The organism is Pseudomonas sp. YA1 (genome assembly GCF_058680555.1).
The window spans coordinates 59,374-78,951 of sequence record NZ_JBZWBG010000026.1; the positions used below are offsets into that span (position 1 = coordinate 59,374).

23 protein-coding genes are annotated in these 19,578 nt (G+C 63.5%); 21 read left to right on the forward strand and 2 right to left on the reverse strand.

Annotation, left to right across the window (positions count from 1 at the left end):
- The first annotated feature begins 16 nt into the window (after positions 1 to 16).
- The 19 genes from AC4OR5_RS28300 (at position 17) to trpC (ending at position 16,300) form a co-directional block, all read left to right on the forward strand.
- The gene (locus AC4OR5_RS28300; RefSeq protein WP_003085188.1) at positions 17 to 646 is read left to right on the forward strand and encodes a glycoside hydrolase family 19 protein; all 630 of its coding nucleotides are present in this window, start codon (positions 17 to 19) and stop codon (positions 644 to 646) included.
- Complete coding sequence (locus tag AC4OR5_RS28305) at positions 643 to 1,005, forward strand: hypothetical protein (RefSeq protein ID WP_003142810.1); 363 nt, start codon at positions 643 to 645, stop codon at positions 1,003 to 1,005. The genes AC4OR5_RS28300 and AC4OR5_RS28305 overlap by 4 nt, the downstream gene beginning before the upstream one ends.
- Complete coding sequence (locus AC4OR5_RS28310) at positions 1,002 to 1,259, forward strand: hypothetical protein (protein ID WP_071536196.1); 258 nt, start codon at positions 1,002 to 1,004, stop codon at positions 1,257 to 1,259. Before AC4OR5_RS28305 ends, AC4OR5_RS28310 begins: the two co-directional genes overlap by 4 nt.
- A gap of 315 nt (positions 1,260 to 1,574) precedes the next feature.
- Positions 1,575 to 2,069 carry a phage tail tube protein gene (locus tag AC4OR5_RS28315; RefSeq protein WP_003113190.1) on the forward strand — a complete coding sequence of 165 codons (495 nt, stop codon included), beginning with the start codon at positions 1,575 to 1,577 and terminating at the stop codon, positions 2,067 to 2,069.
- 11 nt (positions 2,070 to 2,080) lie between these two features.
- On the forward strand, positions 2,081 to 2,428 hold the full coding sequence (locus AC4OR5_RS28320) for a phage tail assembly chaperone family protein, TAC (protein ID WP_004352265.1): 348 nt from the start codon (positions 2,081 to 2,083) through the stop codon (positions 2,426 to 2,428).
- Positions 2,429 to 2,457: 29 nt separating this feature from the next.
- Positions 2,458 to 2,712 carry a hypothetical protein gene (locus AC4OR5_RS28325; protein WP_003113188.1) on the forward strand — a complete coding sequence of 85 codons (255 nt, stop codon included), beginning with the start codon at positions 2,458 to 2,460 and terminating at the stop codon, positions 2,710 to 2,712.
- 46 nt (positions 2,713 to 2,758) lie between these two features.
- Positions 2,759 to 4,597, forward strand: a complete 1,839-nt coding sequence (locus tag AC4OR5_RS28330; protein WP_034003593.1) for a phage tail tape measure protein — start codon at positions 2,759 to 2,761, stop codon at positions 4,595 to 4,597.
- On the forward strand, positions 4,590 to 4,931 hold the full coding sequence (locus AC4OR5_RS28335) for a phage tail protein (RefSeq protein WP_003113186.1): 342 nt from the start codon (positions 4,590 to 4,592) through the stop codon (positions 4,929 to 4,931). Before AC4OR5_RS28330 ends, AC4OR5_RS28335 begins: the two co-directional genes overlap by 8 nt.
- Positions 4,932 to 4,938: 7 nt before the next feature.
- On the forward strand, positions 4,939 to 5,634 hold the full coding sequence (locus tag AC4OR5_RS28340) for a phage minor tail protein L (RefSeq protein ID WP_003118922.1): 696 nt from the start codon (positions 4,939 to 4,941) through the stop codon (positions 5,632 to 5,634).
- Between the two features lie 2 nt (positions 5,635 to 5,636).
- Positions 5,637 to 6,407 carry a C40 family peptidase gene (locus AC4OR5_RS28345; protein WP_003129219.1) on the forward strand — a complete coding sequence of 257 codons (771 nt, stop codon included), beginning with the start codon at positions 5,637 to 5,639 and terminating at the stop codon, positions 6,405 to 6,407.
- A gap of 54 nt (positions 6,408 to 6,461) precedes the next feature.
- Entirely contained in the window at positions 6,462 to 7,064 is a 603-nt protein-coding gene (locus AC4OR5_RS28350) for a tail assembly protein (RefSeq protein WP_034052417.1), read from the forward strand.
- 58 nt (positions 7,065 to 7,122) lie between these two features.
- Positions 7,123 to 10,782 (forward strand): TipJ family phage tail tip protein, encoded by a 3,660-nt coding sequence (locus tag AC4OR5_RS28355; RefSeq protein ID WP_058160529.1) that lies wholly within the window; start codon positions 7,123 to 7,125, stop codon positions 10,780 to 10,782.
- 304 nt (positions 10,783 to 11,086) lie between these two features.
- Positions 11,087 to 11,797: a hypothetical protein gene (locus tag AC4OR5_RS28360; protein WP_016254311.1), complete on the forward strand. Its 711-nt coding sequence runs from the start codon at positions 11,087 to 11,089 to the stop codon at positions 11,795 to 11,797.
- Between the two features lie 14 nt (positions 11,798 to 11,811).
- Entirely contained in the window at positions 11,812 to 12,864 is a 1,053-nt protein-coding gene (locus tag AC4OR5_RS28365; protein WP_003137407.1) for a pyocin knob domain-containing protein, read from the forward strand.
- A complete protein-coding gene (locus tag AC4OR5_RS28370; protein ID WP_003113177.1) occupies positions 12,864 to 13,166 on the forward strand; it encodes a hypothetical protein in 303 nt (100 codons plus the stop codon). Before AC4OR5_RS28365 ends, AC4OR5_RS28370 begins: the two co-directional genes overlap by 1 nt.
- Positions 13,163 to 13,393, forward strand: a complete 231-nt coding sequence (locus tag AC4OR5_RS28375; protein ID WP_003118930.1) for a hypothetical protein — start codon at positions 13,163 to 13,165, stop codon at positions 13,391 to 13,393. Before AC4OR5_RS28370 ends, AC4OR5_RS28375 begins: the two co-directional genes overlap by 4 nt.
- A gap of 417 nt (positions 13,394 to 13,810) precedes the next feature.
- On the forward strand, positions 13,811 to 14,416 hold the full coding sequence (locus AC4OR5_RS28380) for an aminodeoxychorismate/anthranilate synthase component II (RefSeq protein ID WP_003101640.1): 606 nt from the start codon (positions 13,811 to 13,813) through the stop codon (positions 14,414 to 14,416).
- A 1-nt stretch (position 14,417) separates the two neighbouring features.
- Positions 14,418 to 15,467 carry an anthranilate phosphoribosyltransferase gene (gene trpD, locus AC4OR5_RS28385; RefSeq protein WP_003085203.1) on the forward strand — a complete coding sequence of 350 codons (1,050 nt, stop codon included), beginning with the start codon at positions 14,418 to 14,420 and terminating at the stop codon, positions 15,465 to 15,467.
- A complete protein-coding gene (gene trpC, locus AC4OR5_RS28390) occupies positions 15,464 to 16,300 on the forward strand; it encodes an indole-3-glycerol phosphate synthase TrpC (RefSeq protein ID WP_003085205.1) in 837 nt (278 codons plus the stop codon). The genes trpD and trpC overlap by 4 nt, the downstream gene beginning before the upstream one ends.
- A gap of 61 nt (positions 16,301 to 16,361) precedes the next feature.
- Here the strand turns inward: trpC and crp are convergent, their stop codons facing one another.
- On the reverse strand, positions 16,362 to 17,006 hold the full coding sequence (gene crp / locus AC4OR5_RS28395; protein ID WP_003085214.1) for a cAMP-activated global transcriptional regulator CRP: 645 nt from the start codon (positions 17,004 to 17,006) through the stop codon (positions 16,362 to 16,364).
- 271 nt (positions 17,007 to 17,277) lie between these two features.
- Here crp and AC4OR5_RS28400 point away from each other — a divergent pair, with 271 nt between their 5' ends.
- Both AC4OR5_RS28400 and speD read left to right on the forward strand, forming a co-directional pair.
- Positions 17,278 to 17,700: an OsmC family protein gene (locus AC4OR5_RS28400; protein ID WP_003085219.1), complete on the forward strand. Its 423-nt coding sequence runs from the start codon at positions 17,278 to 17,280 to the stop codon at positions 17,698 to 17,700.
- Between the two features lie 319 nt (positions 17,701 to 18,019).
- Positions 18,020 to 18,814: an adenosylmethionine decarboxylase gene (speD, locus tag AC4OR5_RS28405; protein ID WP_003085223.1), complete on the forward strand. Its 795-nt coding sequence runs from the start codon at positions 18,020 to 18,022 to the stop codon at positions 18,812 to 18,814.
- 54 nt (positions 18,815 to 18,868) lie between these two features.
- On the opposite strand, the gene coq7 is transcribed toward speD, so the two are convergent.
- On the reverse strand, positions 18,869 to 19,516 hold the full coding sequence (coq7, locus tag AC4OR5_RS28410) for a 2-polyprenyl-3-methyl-6-methoxy-1,4-benzoquinone monooxygenase (RefSeq protein WP_003085224.1): 648 nt from the start codon (positions 19,514 to 19,516) through the stop codon (positions 18,869 to 18,871).
- Positions 19,517 to 19,578: the final 62 nt, after the last annotated feature.

A 19,578-nucleotide genomic window follows, 5' to 3' on the forward strand; every position in this document is an offset into this window, starting at 1 on the left:
GAGTGCAGGAGGATCGATGAAACTGACCGAGCAGCAATTGCTGCGCATTTTTCCCAACGCCCGCCTCGTCGCGGGCGTTTTCGTTGCGGCGTTGCAACGGGCCATGGACGAGAGGGAGATCGACACACCGGCGCGGCGTGCCGCGTTTCTCGCCCAGGTTGGCCACGAAAGCAGCCAGTTGACCCGGCTGGTGGAGAACCTCAATTACAGCGCCCAAGGCTTGGCGGCGACCTGGCCGAGCCGCTATCTCGGCCCCGACGGGCAGCCCAACGCGTTGGCCTTGCGGCTGGCGCGCAATCCGCAGGCGATTGCCGACAACACCTACGCCACGCGCAACGGCAATGGCGACGAAGCGTCCGGCGATGGCTGGCGCTTCCGTGGGCGTGGCTTGCTACAGATCACCGGGCGTGCCAACTACCGGTTGGTCGGCGAGGCCCTCGGCGAGCCGCTGGAAGCCGAGCCCTGGCGCCTGGAGCAGCCCGTGCCGGCGGCCCGCAGCGCCGCCTGGTGGTGGGCCGGTCACGGGCTCAACGAGCTGGCCGACCGCGGCGAGTTCGCTGCCATCACCCGCCGCATCAACGGCGGCCTGAATGGCCAGGCGGAGCGCCTGGCGTTGTGGCAGCGGGCCAGGGCGGTGCTGTCATGAGCCGGCTTGCTCTGCTTCTGCCGGCCGTGTTGCTGGTCTTGCTGGCCGGCGCCTTGCTCGGCGGCGGCCTGGTTGCCCGCCACTATCGTCCGCAACTGGAGGAGGCCCTGGGCCAACTCACTGCCAGCCGCGTCGCCAGCGGCCAGCTCGAGGCTTTGCTCGATGAGCAGCAGCGAGCGCTGGCGGCGGTGCGGGCGAGCGCCGAGAGGCGCGCGAAGGACGCCGAGCAGGCACTCGGCGAGGCCAGGGCGCAAGCCGCGGAGCAGTACGCCGCGGCCGTGCGTCTGCTCCAGGAACCCGACATTGGCGTGGACTGCCAGGCGGCAGGTGCGGCGATCGACCGGGAGCTGGGACTATGACTCGTCTCCTGCTGGGGCTTTGTCTGCTTTTCGCGGGCTGCGTAGCCTCGCCTACGACACCTCGCCCCGTGCGCGTCGAGGTTCCCCTGGCAGTGCCTTGCCGTGTACCTGACGTGCGCCCGCCGAGCTGGGCCAGCGCCACGTTGCAGGCTGGCGATTCGCTGCAGGCCAAGGTTCGCGCATTGCTCGCCGAGCGCCGCCAGCGACAGGGCTACGAACTCGAATTGCAGGCGGCGTTGCGTGCCTGCCGCTGAGACACTGGGCGCATATGGACGTCGATGGACGTGTGTCCGGCGCATATTGCCGTGTATTGATTCCGCAGCGTTGTCGAGCCGGGAATCGGCCGGTACAACGTAGTCATGCTTGTACAGGTGTGTCCCCCCAGGGATGCCACCTGCAACCTCAGAGCCCGGCCCGTGTGCCGGGCTTTTTCGTTTGCATCCGACAACGGCTCGGGACGTGGAGGCTCCTCGCCGACCGCGTACCGCGCCACGGCTGACCGTCCTGGGGACGGGGCCAGACGACCCGCCCGGTGCGGGTCTTTTCATGTGCATAAAGGAGAGTTTTCCATGTCCATCCTGACTCAAGGTACCCAGATCTACGCCCTGGTTCCGCCGGTATCCGGTACCGGTGCCGCTACCGTCCTGGAGATCGAAGGCGTGACCTCGTTCAACCCGGGCGGCAATCCGGCCGACCAGATCGAAGACCCGTGCCTGAGCGACACTTCGCGCAAGTACAAGAAAGGCCTGCGCACCCCTGGCCAGGCGACCCTCGGCATCAACGCCGATCCACGCCTGGCCAGTCACGTTCGGTTGTTCCAGCTGTCCGAGAAAGATGGCGAGACGAGCGTCAAGTGGGCCATCGGCTGGTCCGACGGAATCGACGTAAAGCCGACCGTCAGCACCGAAGGCGACGATTTCGTGCTGCCGCCGGCGCGCACCTGGTTCACCTTCGAAGGCTACGTCAGCGACTTCCCCTTCGATTTCGCCAGCAACACGCTGGTCGCTACCCAGGCCACCATCCAGCGTTCCGGCGCCGGCAAGTGGACGCCGAAGTCGGCTTGAGGAGCGCGTAGATGAATCTCAACGAACTTCGTGCAGCGGGCGGTTTCATCGAGTCGGCGCTGGTGCGCAAGGAGATTAGCTGGACCCGCGTTCCCGCCGGCAGGAAGAAGGCGGTCAGCGACACCTTCCAGGTGTTCGTCCGACGCAACAGTTTTGGCGCGGTGGAGCGCCTGTTCTCCGCCGAAGGCGACCAGCAGAGCCGCAACGCGCGCTACCTCGCCGAATGCATTCGCCTGGGCGAGACGGGAGAGGAAAGCCTGACCTACGAACAGGCCTACGACCTCGACCCGGCGCTGGGCTTCCTGCTGCTGCAGGCGGTCGGTGAGGTCAACCGGGTCGAGGACGCGGAAAAAAACTGACCCCCGCCGACGAGGTTTGGCACGAGCTGGTGCTGAACGGCGTCGGCGGGTCGACCATTGCCGAGGCCAAGGAGCGGCTCAGCTACGCCGAGTACCGCGCCTGGGTCGCCTACCTGAACAAGCGCGGCTCGCTCCATCCGGGACACCGGCTGGAGCTTGCGCTGGCTCGGATCGCTGCGTTGCTCGGGCATGCGCTGGGAGCGGACGCCGATCCCGACGCGTTCCGTCCGCATATGGCTCTCCAGCCCCTTTCGCTGCATCAGGCGATGGATCAATGGGCATGACAGGCCACCCCGCTGCGGCGGGGTCTTTTTCTGGAAGACATGAATCATGGCCACGAATACCGACGGCAGCCTGACGCTCGACCTGGTCCTTCGCAGCGAAGGGTACAGGGCCGGGATGGACAAGGTTGGCAGGATCAACGATCAGAAAATGCGTGCCATGGAGGCGCGCGCGGAAAAGGCTGGCAAGGCTATCGGCAAAAGCCTGGACAGTTCGGCACTGATTGCCAGCAGCGTGCTGGACCAGGCGCTGGACATGCTGGGCAGGACCAGTCGCCAGGCGGGTCAGGCCAAGAAGCCTGTGCAGAGCGCCCAGGACAAGGTACTGGCCGAGTGGAAGACCCGGCAGAAGGAGCTGGGCGAAGCCTGGAAGAGCTATCGCGAACCACTCCAGGATCTGTCCAAGCTCAACGAAGCACTACTGAAGAACTCTTCCGACAAGCTCGACAAGGCGCTGCTCAATCTCAGCGAGACCGGCAAGCTGTCGCTTGCCAACGTGGGCAAGGCCGCCTACGCCGATGCCGCGCGCCTCGCCTCGCGGCAGATGACCCTGATGCTGCTGGACGGGCTGTTTGGCTGGGTCGCCAGCGTCGGTACCGAGAAGCCCAAGGTCGACGACAAGGCGGGCAAGGGACAGGCGAAGGCCGGCGACGACGAGAAGGAACAGCCGTCGCTCCAGTCGCAGGTCTTCAAGCAGTGGCTGTTGCAGATGAACAGTGTCTGGGGCGCCTACCGCGCGCCGCTGCAGGATATCTCCGGGATGACCGACGAGCTGTTCAGGAATGCGTCGGAGAAGCTCGAGAAGTCGCTGTTCAATTTCGCCACCACCGGAAAGCTGTCCTTGAGCAACTTCGCCAAGACGGTGATCGACGATGTCGCCCGGATCGCCGCGCGGCAGCTTTCAATGCTCGCCCTGGACGGATTGTTCGGCTGGATGAATGGCAAGGCCGGCATCACCGAGGCGCAACTGGCCAGCCAGAAGCCCTATACCTCGCTACTGGAAAAGGCCCGCGCAGCTGCGGGACAAGCGGCAGCGGGCGCTCCCGCGGCCCAGGGTGCCGCGCCAATGCCGGCAGCGGCGATGGATGTCGGCGCGATGGTGGCCACTGCTTCCGGGCAGACCGGGGACGGTTCCAAGGTATCGGGTGGAGGGGCTTCGGCGAGCGCTGGCAAGCCGGTGGGCAGTTGGGTCGAACAGATGGACGCCTCCTGGGCGAGCCTGCGCGACCAGGCGCAGGACGTCTCGGGAATGATGGACATGCTGTTTACCAACGCTTTCACCAATATGGAGAACGCCCTGTTCACCTTTGCCACCACGGGCAAGCTGTCGTTCAAGGATTTCGCCGACTCGGTGATCCAGGATATGGCGCGGATCGCCGCGCGGCAGGCGACGCTGCAGATCATCGGCGGCATCGTCGGTGCGGTCAGCGGGTTCTTCGGTAGCGGCGCAACGGCGGGCTCGCGGATTTCCGACTACACCGGCTCGGACATGGCCAATTGGGTCAGCAAGCAACGCGCCGGAGGCATGCCTGGGTTCGCCAGGGGTGGTGCCTTCAACGATGGCATCCAGAGCGCGCCGGCGCTGTTCAGCATGGCCGGCGGTCGTCCGGCGCTGATCGGCGAGCGTGGGCCGGAAGCCATCATGCCGCTGAGTCGCGGTTCCGATGGCGTGCTCGGCGTGCGCGCGCTCGGCGGCGGCGAGGGGGGCAACGTCTTCAATTTCTCCACCAGCGTCAGCCTGGGCGGCGGCCGCGAGGGCGCGGCGACGGCCAGCGGCGACGACGGTACGGGACAGCAGCTGGCGGGAATGATCAACGATGCCGCGCGCAACGTGGTGGCGCAGGAGCTGCGCCCCGGCGGCCTGGTATGGAGGATGGTGAATGGCTGATCTGGAACGCTTTACCTGGGACATCTCGATCGATTCCGCCGGCCAGGCGAACCAACTGGTACGCCAGGTGCAGTACGGCGGCGGCTACAGCCAGGCGCTCGGCGACGGGCTGAACAACCTCAGCGAGACCTGGCAGGTTTCGCGTACCGGCGATCTCGCGCTGATCGGCCCGATCCGCGATTTCCTCAAGCGCCACGGCGGCTACCGCTCGTTCCTCTGGACCTTGCCCACTGGCGAACCGGTGCGGGTGCGCGCCCAGGGCTGGCAATTGCGACCGCGCGGCAACGGCGTGTTCACCCTGAACACCACCTTCCAGCAAGTCTTCAATCCGTGAGGTAAGCATGACCATCACAGCCGATGACCAGGCCCTCGAGCCTGGGGCGCTGGTGCGCCTGTTCGACCTGGATTGCACCGGGTTCGGCGGCGAGATGCTGCGCTTCCACGGCCACCTGCAGCAGGGGCCGATCCACTGGCAGGGCAACGCCTACCAAGCTTGGCCGCTGGAGGCGCGCGGCTTCGAGCAGCGCGGCGACGGCCGGGCCAGTTCGCCGACCCTTAGCGTGGGCAACATCGACGGCAGCATCAGCGCGCTCTGCCTGTTCTTCGATGGCCTGGTAGGCGCGCGCCTGACCGTGCGCGAGACCTATGCGCACTACCTGGATGCGGCCAACTTCGCCGAAGGCAACCCGCAGGCCGACCCCTCCCAGGAGCGCCTGAACATCTGGTTCCTCGAGCAGAAGACCGCCGAGAACAGCGTCCAGGTGACCTGGGAGCTGTCCGCTCCGCCGGACTTCCAGGGCCAGCAGATCCCGGCGCGCCAGATCACCTCGCTGTGCCACTGGTGCATCACCAACGAGTACCGCGGGCAGGACTGCAACTACACCGGCACGGCGATGTTCGATGCCGACGGCAATCCGGTGGACGATCCGGCGCTGGACCGCTGCGGCGGCCGGGTCAGCGATTGCAAGCTGCGCTTCGGCGCGGACAACCCGCTGTCCCACGGCGGCTTCGCCGGCGCCGGCCTGGTCAGGATGTGAGCATGGAACTGAGCCGCAGCCTACAGCGGGCCATCGCCGCACACGCCGCCCGCGAGCATCCGCGCGAATGCTGCGGGCTGATCGTTCGCGGTGCGCGTCAACGCCGCTACGTGGCCTGTCGCAACGCAGCCGGATCGCCCAGCGAGCACTTCGTGATCGATCACCAGGACTGGTGCGCCGCCGAGGACCAGGGCGAGGTCCTGGCCATCGTCCACAGCCACCCGGACGTTCCGGCCACGCCGAGCATGGCCGATCGGGTCAGTTGCGAACTGCATGGTCTGCCCTGGGTGATCCTGTCCTGGCCGGAAGGCGATGTCGCGCATCTAGCGCCGGAGGGCTATCGGGCGCCGCTGCTCGGCCGCGAGTTCGCCCACGGCGTGCTCGACTGCTGGAGCCTCTGTCGCGACTGGTACCGCCGCGAGGCAGGTTTGGAGCTTCCGGACTATCCGCGCCGCGACGGTTGGTGGGAAACCGGCGAGAGCCTCTACGAGCAGCACTATGCGGCGGCCGGATTCCGGCCGGTGCCGCTGGCCGGAATCCGCCGCGGCGACATGCTGGTGATGCAGGTCGGAAGGGCACTGCACCCTAACCACGCAGGCATCTACCTGGGCAACGACTGGCGCCTGGACAGCGAGCCGGTCCAGGCGCTCGGCGGCGACGGACCGTTCCTGTTGCACCACCTGTACGGACGGCTGTCGACCCGCGACGTGTTCGGCGGACCCTGGATCGAACGCACGCGCCTGGTCTTGCGGCACACGCGGATGCCGCAGTGAACGACATATTCAAGCGAGCCGTCGGAATCGGCTCTTCACGAGAGGAACAGGTCCATGAGTGACACCCTGAGTCAGGGCCCCACCACCATCCGTCTGTACGGGGTTCTGGGCAAGCGCTTCGGCCGCATGCACGGCCGGTTGTTGGAAAGCGGCACGGTACGCGAGGCGATGAGTGCCCTGAAGCACACCATGGAGGGATTCGAGACGTTCATGCGCGAGGCGGAATCGAAAGGGCTGACCTTCGCCGTGTTCCGTGGGCGTACCAACCTGTCCGGCGAGCAACTGGACATGCGCGGACGCGAGGACATCCGCATCGTGCCGTTGGTGATCGGGAGCAAGCAGGCGGGGCTTTTCCAGACGATTCTGGGGGCTGCCTTGATTGTCGTGGGTGGATTCACGACGTTCTTCTCCGGTGGAACCAGTTCGTTCCTGGTAACCGCTGGAGTCAGCATGTTGGCGGGCGGCGTCATGCAGATGCTCAGTCCCCAACCCAAGGGCCTGAAGGGCCGCGAGGCCCCCGAGAACGCCCCCAGCTATGCCTTCGGCGGCCCGGTCAACACCATCGCCCAGGGCCATCCGGTCGGCGTGCTCTACGGCAAGCGCCGCATCGGCGGCGCGGTGATCAGCGCCGGTATCTATGCCGAGGACCGGCTGTAGCCGGCAACGCCGTAACAGGCCCGCCATGCGCGGGCGTTTTTTTGCCTGAAGGAACGTCATGAACAAGACCATCACGGGCCACAAGGGTGGCAGCAAGAAGCCGCGCCAGCCGGTGGAGATGCCGGACTCGGTGCGCTCGATCGCACGGGCGAAGATTCTCCTGGCACTGGGCGAAGGCGAGTTCGACGGTGGCGTCGACGGCCGTTCGATCTACCTGGACGATACGCCGCTGCTGGCGGCGGACGGCTCGGTGAACTTCCCCGGAGTGACCTGGGAGTTCCGCTCGGGCTCGGTGGACCAGGAACACATTGCCGGTGTGCCCGCCGTGGAAAACGAACTGGCGGTCGGCGTCGAGCTCAAGAGTGACGCGCCCTGGGTCCGCGCGGTGAGCAACACCCAGCTCTCGGCGGTGCGCCTGCGCCTGTCCTGGCCGGCCATCCAGCGCCAGCAGGAAAACGGTGACGTGGTCGGCTACCGCATCGACTACGCGATCGACATCGCCGTCGACGGCGGTGCCTGGCAGGAAGCGCTGAAGGCTTCGCTGGACGACAAGTCCACCAGCCGCTACGAGCGCTCCCACCGTGTCGACCTGCCGGAGGCGCGGAGCGGCTGGCAGGTGCGCGTGCGCCGCCTGACGCCGAACCAGAACAACAACCGCGTCGCCGACACCATGCGGGTCGAGGCGATCACCGAGGTGATCGACGCCAAGCTGCGCTATCCGAACACCGCGCTGCTGTTCGTCGAGTTCGATGCCAGCCAGTTCCAGAGCATTCCGCAGATATCGGTGGAAGCGCGCGGCCGGCGGGTGCGGGTGCCGAGCAACTACGATCCGCAGACCCGTAGCTACAGCGGCACCTGGGACGGCTCGTTCAAGTCGGCCTGGACCAGCAACCCGGCCTGGCACTGGTACGACATCGTGTTGCACAAGCGCTTCGGCCTCGGTCGGCGGATCGACGCGAGCATGGTCGACAAGTGGTCGCTGTACCGCATCGCCCAGTACTGCGACCAGTCGGTGCCCGACGGCAAGGGCGGCCAGGAGCCGCGCTTCAGCTGCAACCTGTACCTGCAGAGTCGCGCCGAAGCCTGGACAGTGCTGCGCGACCTGGCAGCGATCTTCCGCGGCATGTCCTACTGGTCCGGCGCGGAAATGGTGGCGGTATCCGACATGCCGGAGGACGAGGCCTACACCTTCTCACCGTCGAACACCGTGCGTGGCGACGACGGCAGCCACTTCAACTACAGCAGCAGCCGCCAGCGCGATCGCCACACCCTGGCCCTGGTCAACTACGACAATCCGGGCAACGGTTACCAGAGCCAACCGGTAGCGGTGAACAATGACCGCGCGCAGCGCCGCTACGGCATCAGCCAGTTGGAGATCACCGCGATCGGTTGCACCTCCGAGGGCGAGGCGCAGCGGCGTGGCCAGTGGGCGCTGCTGACCGAGGAGCTGGAGCAGGACGCGGTGACCTTCCGCACCGGCATGGATGGCCGTGGGCTGGCGCCGGGGAAGATCATCGCCGTAGCCGACCCGGTCAAGTCCGGCAAGCAGATCGGCGGACGCCTGAGCGCGGTGGATGGCCGCGCGCTGACCCTCGACCGCGACGTCGAGGCTCGACCCGGCGATCGCCTGCTGGTCAACCTGCCGAACGGCAAGGCCGAGGCGCGCAGCGTCCAGTCGGTGGTCGGCCGCGTGCTGAGCGTGACCGCCGCCTATTCGGAGACGCCTCGGCCCCAGGGGCAGTGGGCGCTGCAGAGCAACAGCCTGACCACCCAGCGCTTCCGCATCATGAGCATCACCCGGCCGGAGGACAATCTTTTCGAGATCACCGCGCTGCAACACAACGCGAGCAAGTTCGACGCCATCGACAACGGTGCGCGCATCGAGCTGCCGCCGGTCACCAGCATTCCGCCGGGCGTGCAGGCGCCGCCGCAGAACGTGCGGATCAAGGCTTTCACCAAGGTCGACCAGGGGTTGGCGGTGACCAGCCTGTCGGCCTCCTGGGATGCCGCGCCGAACGCGGTGGCCTACGAGGCCGAATGGCGCAAGGACTCGGGCAACTGGGTGCGGGTGCCGCGAACCTCGGCGCTCGGTTTCGACGTGCCGGGCATCTATGCCGGTCGCTATCTGGTGCGGGTACGCGCCTTGAACGTGATGGAGGTCGGCTCGGTCTACGCCAGCAGTGTGGAAACCGCTCTCGAGGGCAAGACCACGCCGCCGCCGGCGCTGGCCTACCTGCGCTGCGTGGCCGGCCCCTGGCGCATCGGCCTGGAGTGGGGGTTCCCGGCCAGCGGCGCAGCGGACACCGCCTACACCGAGATCCAGCAGTCCGCCACGCCCGGCGGCAGCGAGGAGACCGCACGGGCGCTGGGCCTGTTCGCCTACCCAGGCAATACCCACCTGGTATCGCCGATACCGGCCGGCGAACGGCTGGCGTTCCGCGGTCGCTTGATCGACCGTAGCGGCAACGTCGGCGCCTGGTCGAACTGGGTCACCGGCACCAGCTCCAGCGACGCCAGCGAATACAACCAGTTGATCACCCAGGAGTACGTCGAGTCGGCGCTGGGCCAGCAATTCTTCTCCGATATCGAGCGGATGCAGGTGGATATCGGGGGCTTGCAGAAGCAGGTCGGCGACCTCGCCGACGTTTTGCTGTACGACCCGACCAAGGTCTACGCGAAGAACGAAATGGTGCGACAGGGGCAGCGGTTGTACCAGGCACTGAAGGCTGTGCCGGCGAAGACGGCGCCGCCGAACGCGGCCTACTGGTCCGATATCGGCCAGTCGCTGGAAACTGCCAACGGGCTGGCGCAGCAGGTGGCGAGCCATACCGCTGAAATCAGCGAACTCGACGGCAGGATCGAAGCAGCGGCATCGAATCTGGATGTGCTGCAAGCTGCCGCCCGCGGGGAACCGGCGACCGGAGAGAAGGCGGATGCGCTGAAGGGCTGGGACACCATTGCTCGAGCTGCCACCGAAGTCACCGTGCGGGCGAACGAGGACGAAGCGCAGGCGAAGCGGACGAGCTTGCTTGAGGCGTGGACCGGGACGGCGGAGGGCAGGATCGCAACCGTCGAGTCGGTCGTTGCGTCGAACAATGCTGTAACCGTCCAGCGGCTGGATCAGCTCACCGGCCAGGTTGCGAGCAACGCCTCGGCGATCAGCACCGAACAGACCGTCCGTGCCAACGCGGACAGCGCCCTGGGGCAGCGGGTGGATACCGTCAGCGCGCGCACCGATACCAACGAGGCGAACATCCAGACCACCTCTCAAGCGGTTACCTCGCTGGATGGCAACGTCAAGGCGCTCTACAGCGTGAAGCTCCAGGCGCATGCCAACGGGCAGAAGTACGCCGCTGGCTGGCAACTGGGCTTCGACAGCGGTACGAGCGTGACGACCATGGCGTTCCAGGCTGATCGGTTCCTCTGGTTCAACAGTTCCAGCGGGCAGACAGTGGCGCCGGTTTCGATCGTTGGCGGCCAGATGTTTATCAACAACGCGATGATTCAGGAGGGCACCGTGTCGTTCCTGAAGATCGCCGATGACGTGCAGTCGACGAACTATATTTCCGGATCGTCTGGCTGGAAGTTAGGCAAGAGTGGAAAATTCGAATTGAATGGTGCAGGGACTGGCTACTCCCTCAAACTCACTCCGACTGGCATGTACTTGACGGATACAACAACTGGGGTTGTTGTCGTCGAACTGGGATTGCTGTCGTGACGGTCGGTCTGAGAGTTCGTGACGTAAGTACAGGACAGGTTACGGTCGAAGTGACTGATCGTCTCACCAGGGTTATCGGTACATTCAATACGGGGACAGCTTCTGGATCGCTGACTGTCTCCGATTTTTCGTCGGGTTCTGGGTGGGCTTGCATCCTTGAAGCTCCGCGTCCAAGTTTAAATATAGCAAACAATTATCGGTATCCACGGGTGAGAATCTCTGGAGATGTAATTTCATGGGACTTTCCCGGGCCTTATGCATCTTGGTTGGCAGTTGCTTGTGATGTTATTTATGGGGTCTATTGATGATTGGGTTTAAGGCGAGAAATACTGAAAAAATATTGGTTATCGATAGTTCATATCAGAATCTTCAGATGGTCGCCAAGGGGACGCTGACAACCTCAAAGCTGGACTCAGGCATCGGCTACTACGCGGATGTAGTTGTGCCCTCGGGTCGAGCCAGTGCAGTGCTTGCTATAAGGTGGAATGGGACCGCTGGAGAGTATCCGCAGCCTTCCGGGGTTTATTGGAAGAAGCTGGATGCGACAACCTTTAGAGTTTATGCTGGCTCGCCAAGTGTGCAGGCTACGTTTGACTATTTCCTTTTCTGTACGCCTATTCAAACCACTGAAGGTGGTGTGATCGGTTTGCGAATCAGAAATTCAAGTGGTGGCGGTGTTGTGTATGACTCAAGATATAAATATCTGCGAGTTTTGGATTATATAAATGAAACTCTGGCCGTTGATGGTGTCTTCTCAAAAGCTTACCCAGGAAAAAAGGTTGCTCTGATTCAAACGTTGCGCGCAAATTACACCAGGATTGATTCTGGTGGCACAGTCGATCATCCGATTTTTGTCATTACGCTGAAGAGCAGTTGCATGGCTACACCGACAGATGATGCGGTGAGGATCTATTATCGTTCGACTGATCTTTACACGGGCTTTGGCTCAATAACGCCAGCGATTGCAGGGGTTAACTATGCCGGATATCTGGTGGTAGATGTGACTGGTTATTAATTTCGAGGTTTTCTATGACTTGGTATTCCAGTGGCACCGTAGCGGTGACCGCAAATAGCCCGACCGTTACCGGTACTGGCACACAGTTCTCGTCCAATGCCCGGGTCGGCGATGCATTTCGTGGCCCCGATGGTTGTTGGTACGAGGTCACAAACGTCGCCAGTTCGACGGTCATCTCGATCAAACCCAACTACCAGGGCAGCACGGCCAGCGGCCAGCCCTATGCAGTGGCGCCGATTCTGGGCTACGACAAGGACCTATCAGATCGTTTCAACCAGATTGCGATGGACTGGGGGGCGACCCTTGCGGGCATAAAGCCGTGGGCGATAGCGTCTACCGGTTCGCAGGCGCAGGCTGACATGGGGATCACCGAAGTTGGCCGTGCTATCAATGGAGCCTCTACCGTAGGCAATGCATTGGGGTTTTTGGGAGGTGTTTCCAAGACCCAAGCCCCCATGGCCCTGGATATGGACACGGTGAACGAAAGCGGATGGTTCTCGATAACCCCCAATACTTACAACGTGCCTCTCGGAAACAACAATATCAGCGGTGTGAACGGCCATGTCGCTCTGTCGATGGTATTCGACGCCAGTACCCGCTATCAGCTGTTCTTCGTGAGAAATACCAACCTCCCGGAGGTTTGGTACAGGAGCTGTACCAATGGAACCTGGAAGGAATGGGTCAGGTTTTATACGACAGACAATATCGTGGGGACCGTAACGAGGCGACTTGTTACGGGTAAGCCCACCGGGGCTGTGATGGAGAGCGGGACAACTTCCAACGGCTGGTACGTTCGCTTTGCGGATGGTACCCAGATGGCAGCGGCAAGATCCGAACCGGGCCTTTCGTTTGGAGCTAACGTGATACAGCTACCAGCTGCCTTCGTTACGGGCTTCAATACCGGGGTGACCTGCAATTGGATTCCCTCCAGCGGATGGCCTGCCACTGCAGGGCAGGGGGTTCGTGGAGCCTATCTCAACGGTAGCAGCTCTGTTTCTTTCGCGACGGCGCAGGCACTGGGGGCTAACGACACCATTACGGTGATGGCTGTGGGGAGGTGGTACTGATGCGTATCGAACTCAGTCCGGTTGTAGTCCTGCCCGAGGACTCGACTGATATGGATGTCATGGTTTCCGGAGATTCGATAGCCGTCTCGGGTGTCATGTACGACTTCTCGCAGTTACCGGAGGGGGGATATCTGCCAGCCTCTGCCATCCATGAGGGGCCTTTTTCCGGGAGGGTTACCAGGGCAGGCGGAGAGATATGCCTGACATTGGTGTTTCCCATCCGGGGGAGCTACAGCGAAGCTGCCAAATTCCCTGTCCCCATCCATATCGTTGAAGACGGAACCGTGGAGTTGCCCAAGTGATCGATTGGAAAATGATGAAAACACCGGATCAGGTTTCCAGAGAGCGGGTTCAGCAAGAATATGATGCTGTGTTGGCCAGACGTGCCGAGGCCTACCGTTTGGAAAGCGATCCGATCAAAACGGAAGTGGAGTTCGATTCGATCCGTGCAGGTGTGGAGACGGATTACGCCGCCTGGCTTGCCAAGGTCGAAGAGATCAAGGCCAGATATCCGCTCCCGCGCATCTGACCTGGCTGATGGACGCAAGCCTGCCTCGTGTAGGCTTCGCCATTTTAGATCGCTACTGTCGGGCCTCTGCTTGGTAAACAATTTCCGCTTCTTAAGCCTCTTTCTTCCGACATCCCGCTGTTGCACCCATCCTCCCCACTGGGCTATGTTCCCCAACATGGCTCCGTGAGACCGCTATCGTGATCCACCTCAGCAGCATCATCACCTCCCTCATCAAGGCATTCGCCCGTTGGCGCTGGCGCGCCTGACTTCTTCTTCGCCGGCCTGGCCGGTCCGTCTCCCTGCGTCCCCCGTTTTCCACAGGCATAATGCCGACGTTCCACTCTCCCTTCCTCCGCGAGCGCGCCGGGAAACGGGTGTGGCGAAAGCCGGGTGATGCGATTCGCATAGGAATGAAATCAAGAGGTTACAGCCAGCATGCTGCTGATGATCGATAACTACGACTCCTTCACCTACAACCTGGTGCAGTACTTCGGCGAACTCAAGGCCGAGGTCAAGGTGGTGCGCAACGACGAACTGAGCGTGGAACAGATCGAGGCCCTGGCGCCCGAGCGCATCGTCCTTTCCCCCGGTCCCTGCACCCCCAACGAGGCCGGCGTCTCGCTGGCCGTGATCGAGCGCTTCGCCGGCAAGCTGCCATTGCTCGGTGTCTGCCTTGGCCACCAGAGCATCGGCCAGGCCTTCGGCGGCGAAGTAGTGCGGGCGCGGCAGGTGATGCACGGCAAGACCAGCCCGATCCACCACAAGGACCTCGGCGTGTTCGCCGGCCTGGCCAATCCCCTGACGGTGACGCGCTACCACTCGCTGGTGGTGAAGCGAGAGAGCCTGCCGGAGTGCCTGGAGATCACCGCCTGGACCCAACATGCCGACGGATCGCTCGACGAGATCATGGGCGTACGCCACAAGACCCTGAATGTCGAGGGCGTGCAGTTCCATCCCGAGTCCATCCTCACCGAGCAGGGCCACGAGTTGCTGGCCAACTTCCTCCGTCAGCAGGGCGGTGTGCGTGGGGAGGGCAACTGAGATGGATATCAAGGGAGCCCTCAATCGCATCGTCAACCAGCTCGACCTGACCACCGAGGAAATGCAGGCGGTCATGCGCCAGATCATGACCGGGCAATGCACCGACGCGCAGATCGGCGCCTTCCTGATGGGCATGCGGATGAAGAGCGAAACCATCGACGAGATCGTCGGCGCGGTGGCGGTGATGCGCGAACTGGCCGACGGTGTGCAGTTGCCTACGCTGAAGCATGTGGTCGACGTGGTCGGCACCGGCGGCGATGGCGCGAACATCTTCAACGTATCCTCGGCGGCATCCTTCGTGGTCGCCGCCGCTGGCGGCAAGGTCGCCAAACACGGTAACCGCGCGGTCTCCGGCAAGAGCGGCAGCGCCGACTTGCTGGAAGCCGCCGGCATCTACCTGGAGCTGACCTCCGAACAGGTGGCGCGTTGCATCGACACCGTCGGCGTCGGGTTCATGTTCGCCCAGGTCCACCACAAGGCGATGAAGTACGCCGCCGGTCCGCGCCGCGAGCTGGGCTTGCGGACTCTGTTCAACATGCTTGGCCCACTGACCAACCCGGCCGGAGTCAGGCACCAGGTGGTCGGGGTGTTCACCCAGGAACTGTGCAAGCCGCTGGCTGAAGTGCTCAAGCGTCTCGGCAGCGAGCATGTGCTGGTGGTGCATTCGCGCGACGGGCTGGACGAGTTCAGTCTGGCCGCGGCGACCCACATTGCCGAGTTGAAGGACGGCGAGGTACGCGAGTACGAAGTGCGTCCCGAGGACTTCGGGATCAAGAGCCAGACCCTGATGGGGCTGGAGGTCGACAGTCCGCAGGCCTCGCTGGAACTGATCCGCGACGCTTTGGGGCGGCGCAAGACCGAGGCTGGGCAGAAGGCCGCCGAGCTGATCGTGATGAATGCCGGCCCGGCACTGTACGCTGCCGATCTGGCGACCAGCCTGCACGAGGGCATTCAACTGGCCCACGATGCCCTGCACACCGGGCTGGCACGGGAGAAGATGGACGAACTGGTGGCCTTCACCGCCGTTTACAGAGAGGAGAACGCACAGTGAGTGTGCCGACGGTTCTGCAGAAGATCCTCGCCCGCAAGGCCGAGGAGGTCGCCGAGCGCCGTGCGCGCGTCAACCTGGCCGAGGTCGAGCGTCTGGCGCGTAGCGCCGATGCGCCGCGCGGCTTCGCCAATGCCCTGCTGGAGCGGGCCAAGCGCAAGGAGCCGGCAGTGATCGCCGAGATCAAGAAGGCATCGCCGAGCAAGGGCGTGCTGCGCGAACACTTCGTCCCGGCGGAGATCGCCCGCAGCTACGAGGCGGGTGGCGCGGCGTGCCTGTCGGTGCTCACCGACGTGGACTTCTTCCAGGGCGCCGATGCCTATCTGAAGGAAGCGCGGGCCGCCTGTGCGCTGCCGGTGATCCGCAAGGACTTCATGATCGATCCGTACCAGATCGTCGAGGCGCGGGCGATCGGTGCCGACTGCATCCTGCTGATCGTCTCGGCGCTGGACGACGTGCTGATGGCCGAACTGGCGGCGACTGCCAAGTCGGTCGGTCTCGACGTACTGGTCGAAGTGCATGACGGCACCGAGCTGGAACGTGCACTGAAGACCCTGGACACGCCGTTGGTGGGCATCAACAACCGCAACCTGCACACCTTCGAGGTGAGCCTGGAAACCACCCTCGACCTGTTGCCGGAAATTCCCCGCGACCGCCTGGTGGTCACCGAGAGCGGTATTCTCAACCGGGCCGACGTGGAGCTGATGGAAGTCAGCGAGGTCTACGCCTTCCTGGTTGGTGAGGCGTTCATGCGGGCCGACGATCCTGGCCTCGAGCTGAAGCGCCTGTTCTTCCAGGAGCGTGGCGGCGTGGTGCTGGGCGCCGATCCTGACTGATCCGCGCTGTCGAACCCCATGAAAAAGGCCGGTTGCGACCGGCCTTTTTCATGGGTGCTGTTCAGCGGGTGCCGAAGACCACCATGGTCTTCCCTTTCACATGCACCAGGCCCTGCTCCTCCAGGCTCTTCAGCACGCGTCCGACCATTTCCCGCGAGCAGCCGACGATCCGGCCGATCTCCTGGCGGGTGATCTTGATCTGCATGCCGTCCGGGTGGGTCATGGCGTCCGGTTGCTGGCACAGGTCCAGCAAGGTGCGGGCCACGCGTCCGGTGACGTCGAGGAAGGCCAGGTCGCCCACCTTGCGGGTGGTCTTGCGCAGGCGGTCGGCCATCTGGCTGCCGAGGGTGTAGAGGATCTCCGAGTCCTGCTGCGACAGTTCGCGGAACTTCGCATAGCTGATCTCGGCGACTTCGCATTCCACCTTGGCGCGAACCCAGGCGCTGCGTTCCTGTTCGCTGCCTTCCTTTTCGAACAATCCCAGCTCGCCGAAGAAATCACCGCTGTTGAGGTAGCCGATGATCATTTCGCGGCCGTCGTCGTCCTCGATGAGGATGGTGACCGAACCCTTGATGATGAAGAACAGCGTTTCGCAGCGATCGCCGGCATAGATGATGGTGCTCTTTGCGGTGTAGCGGCGGCGGTGACAGTGTGCGAGCAGCTTGTCTAGGTGTTTGAGTTTGGGTGTGTGGGTAATAGCTACCATGCCCGAGTCCCGAAAGAATAAAGAATATGCCTGACGTACAAGGCGATGTTTTTTTGAGTTCTTATGGAGAGACCTGCCAGGGCCCGGGAGCTCAGCGGAGAACTCCCCCCAACCGGGCAGATCAGGAAGTGTGCCAGTAAACCGCGTCCAGCTTAACAGACGGACCATGAAGGTCGATGTGATTTTGCGACGCAGCTATCAGGACTGTGATCCCGTACTGTCCTTGGGCCCTGTGCTAAGCTGGCGCCCTTTGCCGGCGGGAGTCTGAACGATGAAAGCGCGTATCCAGTGGGCGGGCGAGGCGATGTTCCTCGGCGAGTCCGGTAGCGGCCACGTGGTGGTCATGGACGGTCCGCCGGACCATGGCGGACGCAACCTCGGGGTGCGCCCTATGGAGATGGTCCTGATCGGCCTCGGCGGCTGCACCAACTTCGATGTGGTCAGCATCCTGAAGAAGGCGCGCCAGCCGGTGGAGAGCTGCGAAGCCTTCCTCGAGGCCGAAAGGGCCGACGAGGAGCCCAAGGTGTTCACGAAGATCCACGTGCACTTCGTGGTCAAGGGCCGCGGTCTCAAGGAGGCCCAGGTCAAGCGCGCGGTGGAGCTGTCGGCGGAGAAATACTGCTCGGCGTCGATCATGCTCGGTCGCGGCGGGGTGGAGATCACCCACGACTACGAGATCGTCGAACTCGGCTGAGACGACATCCGGTCATCATAAAAGGGGCGCAAACTCTGGCGGAGGCTTGATTGGCTCTGCATAATGCGCCCCTTTTTTCGTGCCGCGCGATTCCGTCGGGCGGCCGTTCAGTTCGGAAGATTCTTCCGCTCTGATAGACGTTTCCCGAGCCATCCCGGTCGGGTGACCAATGGCGCCAGCCGGCGCCCGTGCAACTCAACAAACCACAATCGCCATCGCGAAGAGGTGTTAACCGTCCTACGCAGGTGCGTCGTTCGCATCTGACGGGCATGCCCCAACCCTGCGGCAGAGCCGCAAGCAACCGAGAGAGTTCCCCACGGTGAAAAGCAAACTCAAGCTCCACGGGTTCAACAACCTGACGAAGACCTTGAGCTTCAACATCTACGACATCTGCTACGCCGAGACGCCCGAAGACCTCCAGGCCTACGTGCAGTACATCGACGAAGAGTATGACGCGGAGCGTCTGACGCAGATTCTTACCGATGTTGTCGACATCATCGGCGCCAATATCCTGAACATCGCGCGTCAGGACTACGACCCCCAGGGCGCCAGCGTGACCATCCTGATCTCCGAGCAGCCGGTCACTCCGACCGACAGCCAGATCGAAGAGTCCCCGGGCCCGCTGCCGGACACCATCCTGGCGCACCTGGACAAGAGCCACATCACCGTGCATACCTACCCGGAAATCCATCCGGTGGACGGCATCGCGACTTTCCGCGTGGACATCGACGTCTCCACCTGCGGAGTGATCTCCCCGCTGAAGGCCCTGAACTACCTGATCCACCAGTTCGACTCGGACATCGTCACGGTCGACTATCGGGTCCGCGGCTTCACCCGCGACATCGAGGGGCGCAAGCATTTCATCGACCACGAGATCAACTCGATCCAGAACTATCTCTCCGACGACACGCGCGAGGCCTACCAGATGACCGACGTGAACGTGTACCAGGAGAACCTGTTCCATACCAAGATGCTGCTCAAGGACTTCGAACTGGAGAACTACCTGTTCGGCGACGCTACCCGGACGCTCTCGACGGAGCAGCGCGAGCAGGTCACGGAACGGCTCAAGCACGAAATGCTGGAGATCTTCTACGCGCGCAACATGCCGCGCTGATCGCACACGAGAAAGAAAAAGCCCGCTTCGAGCGGGCTTTTTCATGCGTGCGATTCAGATGCGGTAGGTGCTCTTGGTCATCACCTTCGCCAGCAGGCTCATGCCCAGCTTCACCGGTGCCGGGAAGCGCAGGCCGCCGGCGGCCAGGGCGTTGCTCGAATGCTGTTCCTCGTCGATACGCATCTGCTCGAGGATGGCACGGGATTTCCGATCCTCCTGGGGAATCTGCGCCAGGTGTTCGTCCAGATGCTTGCACACCTGGTCCTCGGTGGCGGCGACGAAGCCCAGGCTGACCCGGTCGCTGACCAGTCCGGCGGCGGCACCGACGCCGAAGGACAGGCCGTAGAAGATCGGATTGAGCACGCTGGGACGGCTGCCCAACTGGCGGATGCGTTGCTCGCACCAGGCCAGGTGGTCGATCTCCTCCTCGGCGGCTTCCTCCATCGCCTCGCGGACCTCGGGCAGCTTGGCGGTCAGCGACTGGCCCTGGTACAGCGCCTGGGCGCAGACCTCGCCGGTGTGGTTGATGCGCATCAGGCCGGCGATATGGCGGGTGTCTTCCTCGCTCAGTTCGCCATCGGGTTCCACGATGGCCGGCGACGGTCGCGCCGGCTGGCCGCTGAACGGCAGCAGGGTGCGCAGGGCGGAGTCGGCCTGCAGCAGGAAACGGTCGATGGGCGAATAGTGGCGGTCGGCGGACATGGCGCACCTCCGGAAACGAAAGATCGCACCAGTTTACCGGAAGTGCGCTGATAGCAGGATGT

Coding starts and splice junctions, on each gene's coding strand:
- AC4OR5_RS28300 (WP_003085188.1), top strand. CDS start 17: ATGAAACTGACCGAGCAGCAATTGCTGCGCATTTTTCCCAACGCCCGC.
- AC4OR5_RS28305 (WP_003142810.1), top strand. CDS start 643: ATGAGCCGGCTTGCTCTGCTTCTGCCGGCCGTGTTGCTGGTCTTGCTG.
- AC4OR5_RS28310 (WP_071536196.1), top strand. CDS start 1,002: ATGACTCGTCTCCTGCTGGGGCTTTGTCTGCTTTTCGCGGGCTGCGTA.
- AC4OR5_RS28315 (WP_003113190.1), top strand. CDS start 1,575: ATGTCCATCCTGACTCAAGGTACCCAGATCTACGCCCTGGTTCCGCCG.
- AC4OR5_RS28320 (WP_004352265.1), top strand. CDS start 2,081: ATGAATCTCAACGAACTTCGTGCAGCGGGCGGTTTCATCGAGTCGGCG.
- AC4OR5_RS28330 (WP_034003593.1), top strand. CDS start 2,759: ATGGCCACGAATACCGACGGCAGCCTGACGCTCGACCTGGTCCTTCGC.
- AC4OR5_RS28335 (WP_003113186.1), top strand. CDS start 4,590: ATGGCTGATCTGGAACGCTTTACCTGGGACATCTCGATCGATTCCGCC.
- AC4OR5_RS28340 (WP_003118922.1), top strand. CDS start 4,939: ATGACCATCACAGCCGATGACCAGGCCCTCGAGCCTGGGGCGCTGGTG.
- AC4OR5_RS28345 (WP_003129219.1), top strand. CDS start 5,637: ATGGAACTGAGCCGCAGCCTACAGCGGGCCATCGCCGCACACGCCGCC.
- AC4OR5_RS28350 (WP_034052417.1), top strand. CDS start 6,462: ATGAGTGACACCCTGAGTCAGGGCCCCACCACCATCCGTCTGTACGGG.
- AC4OR5_RS28355 (WP_058160529.1), top strand. CDS start 7,123: ATGAACAAGACCATCACGGGCCACAAGGGTGGCAGCAAGAAGCCGCGC.
- AC4OR5_RS28360 (WP_016254311.1), top strand. CDS start 11,087: ATGATTGGGTTTAAGGCGAGAAATACTGAAAAAATATTGGTTATCGAT.
- AC4OR5_RS28365 (WP_003137407.1), top strand. CDS start 11,812: ATGACTTGGTATTCCAGTGGCACCGTAGCGGTGACCGCAAATAGCCCG.
- AC4OR5_RS28370 (WP_003113177.1), top strand. CDS start 12,864: ATGCGTATCGAACTCAGTCCGGTTGTAGTCCTGCCCGAGGACTCGACT.
- AC4OR5_RS28380 (WP_003101640.1), top strand. CDS start 13,811: ATGCTGCTGATGATCGATAACTACGACTCCTTCACCTACAACCTGGTG.
- trpD (WP_003085203.1), top strand. CDS start 14,418: ATGGATATCAAGGGAGCCCTCAATCGCATCGTCAACCAGCTCGACCTG.
- crp (WP_003085214.1), bottom strand. CDS start 17,006: ATGGTAGCTATTACCCACACACCCAAACTCAAACACCTAGACAAGCTG.
- AC4OR5_RS28400 (WP_003085219.1), top strand. CDS start 17,278: ATGAAAGCGCGTATCCAGTGGGCGGGCGAGGCGATGTTCCTCGGCGAG.
- coq7 (WP_003085224.1), bottom strand. CDS start 19,516: ATGTCCGCCGACCGCCACTATTCGCCCATCGACCGTTTCCTGCTGCAG.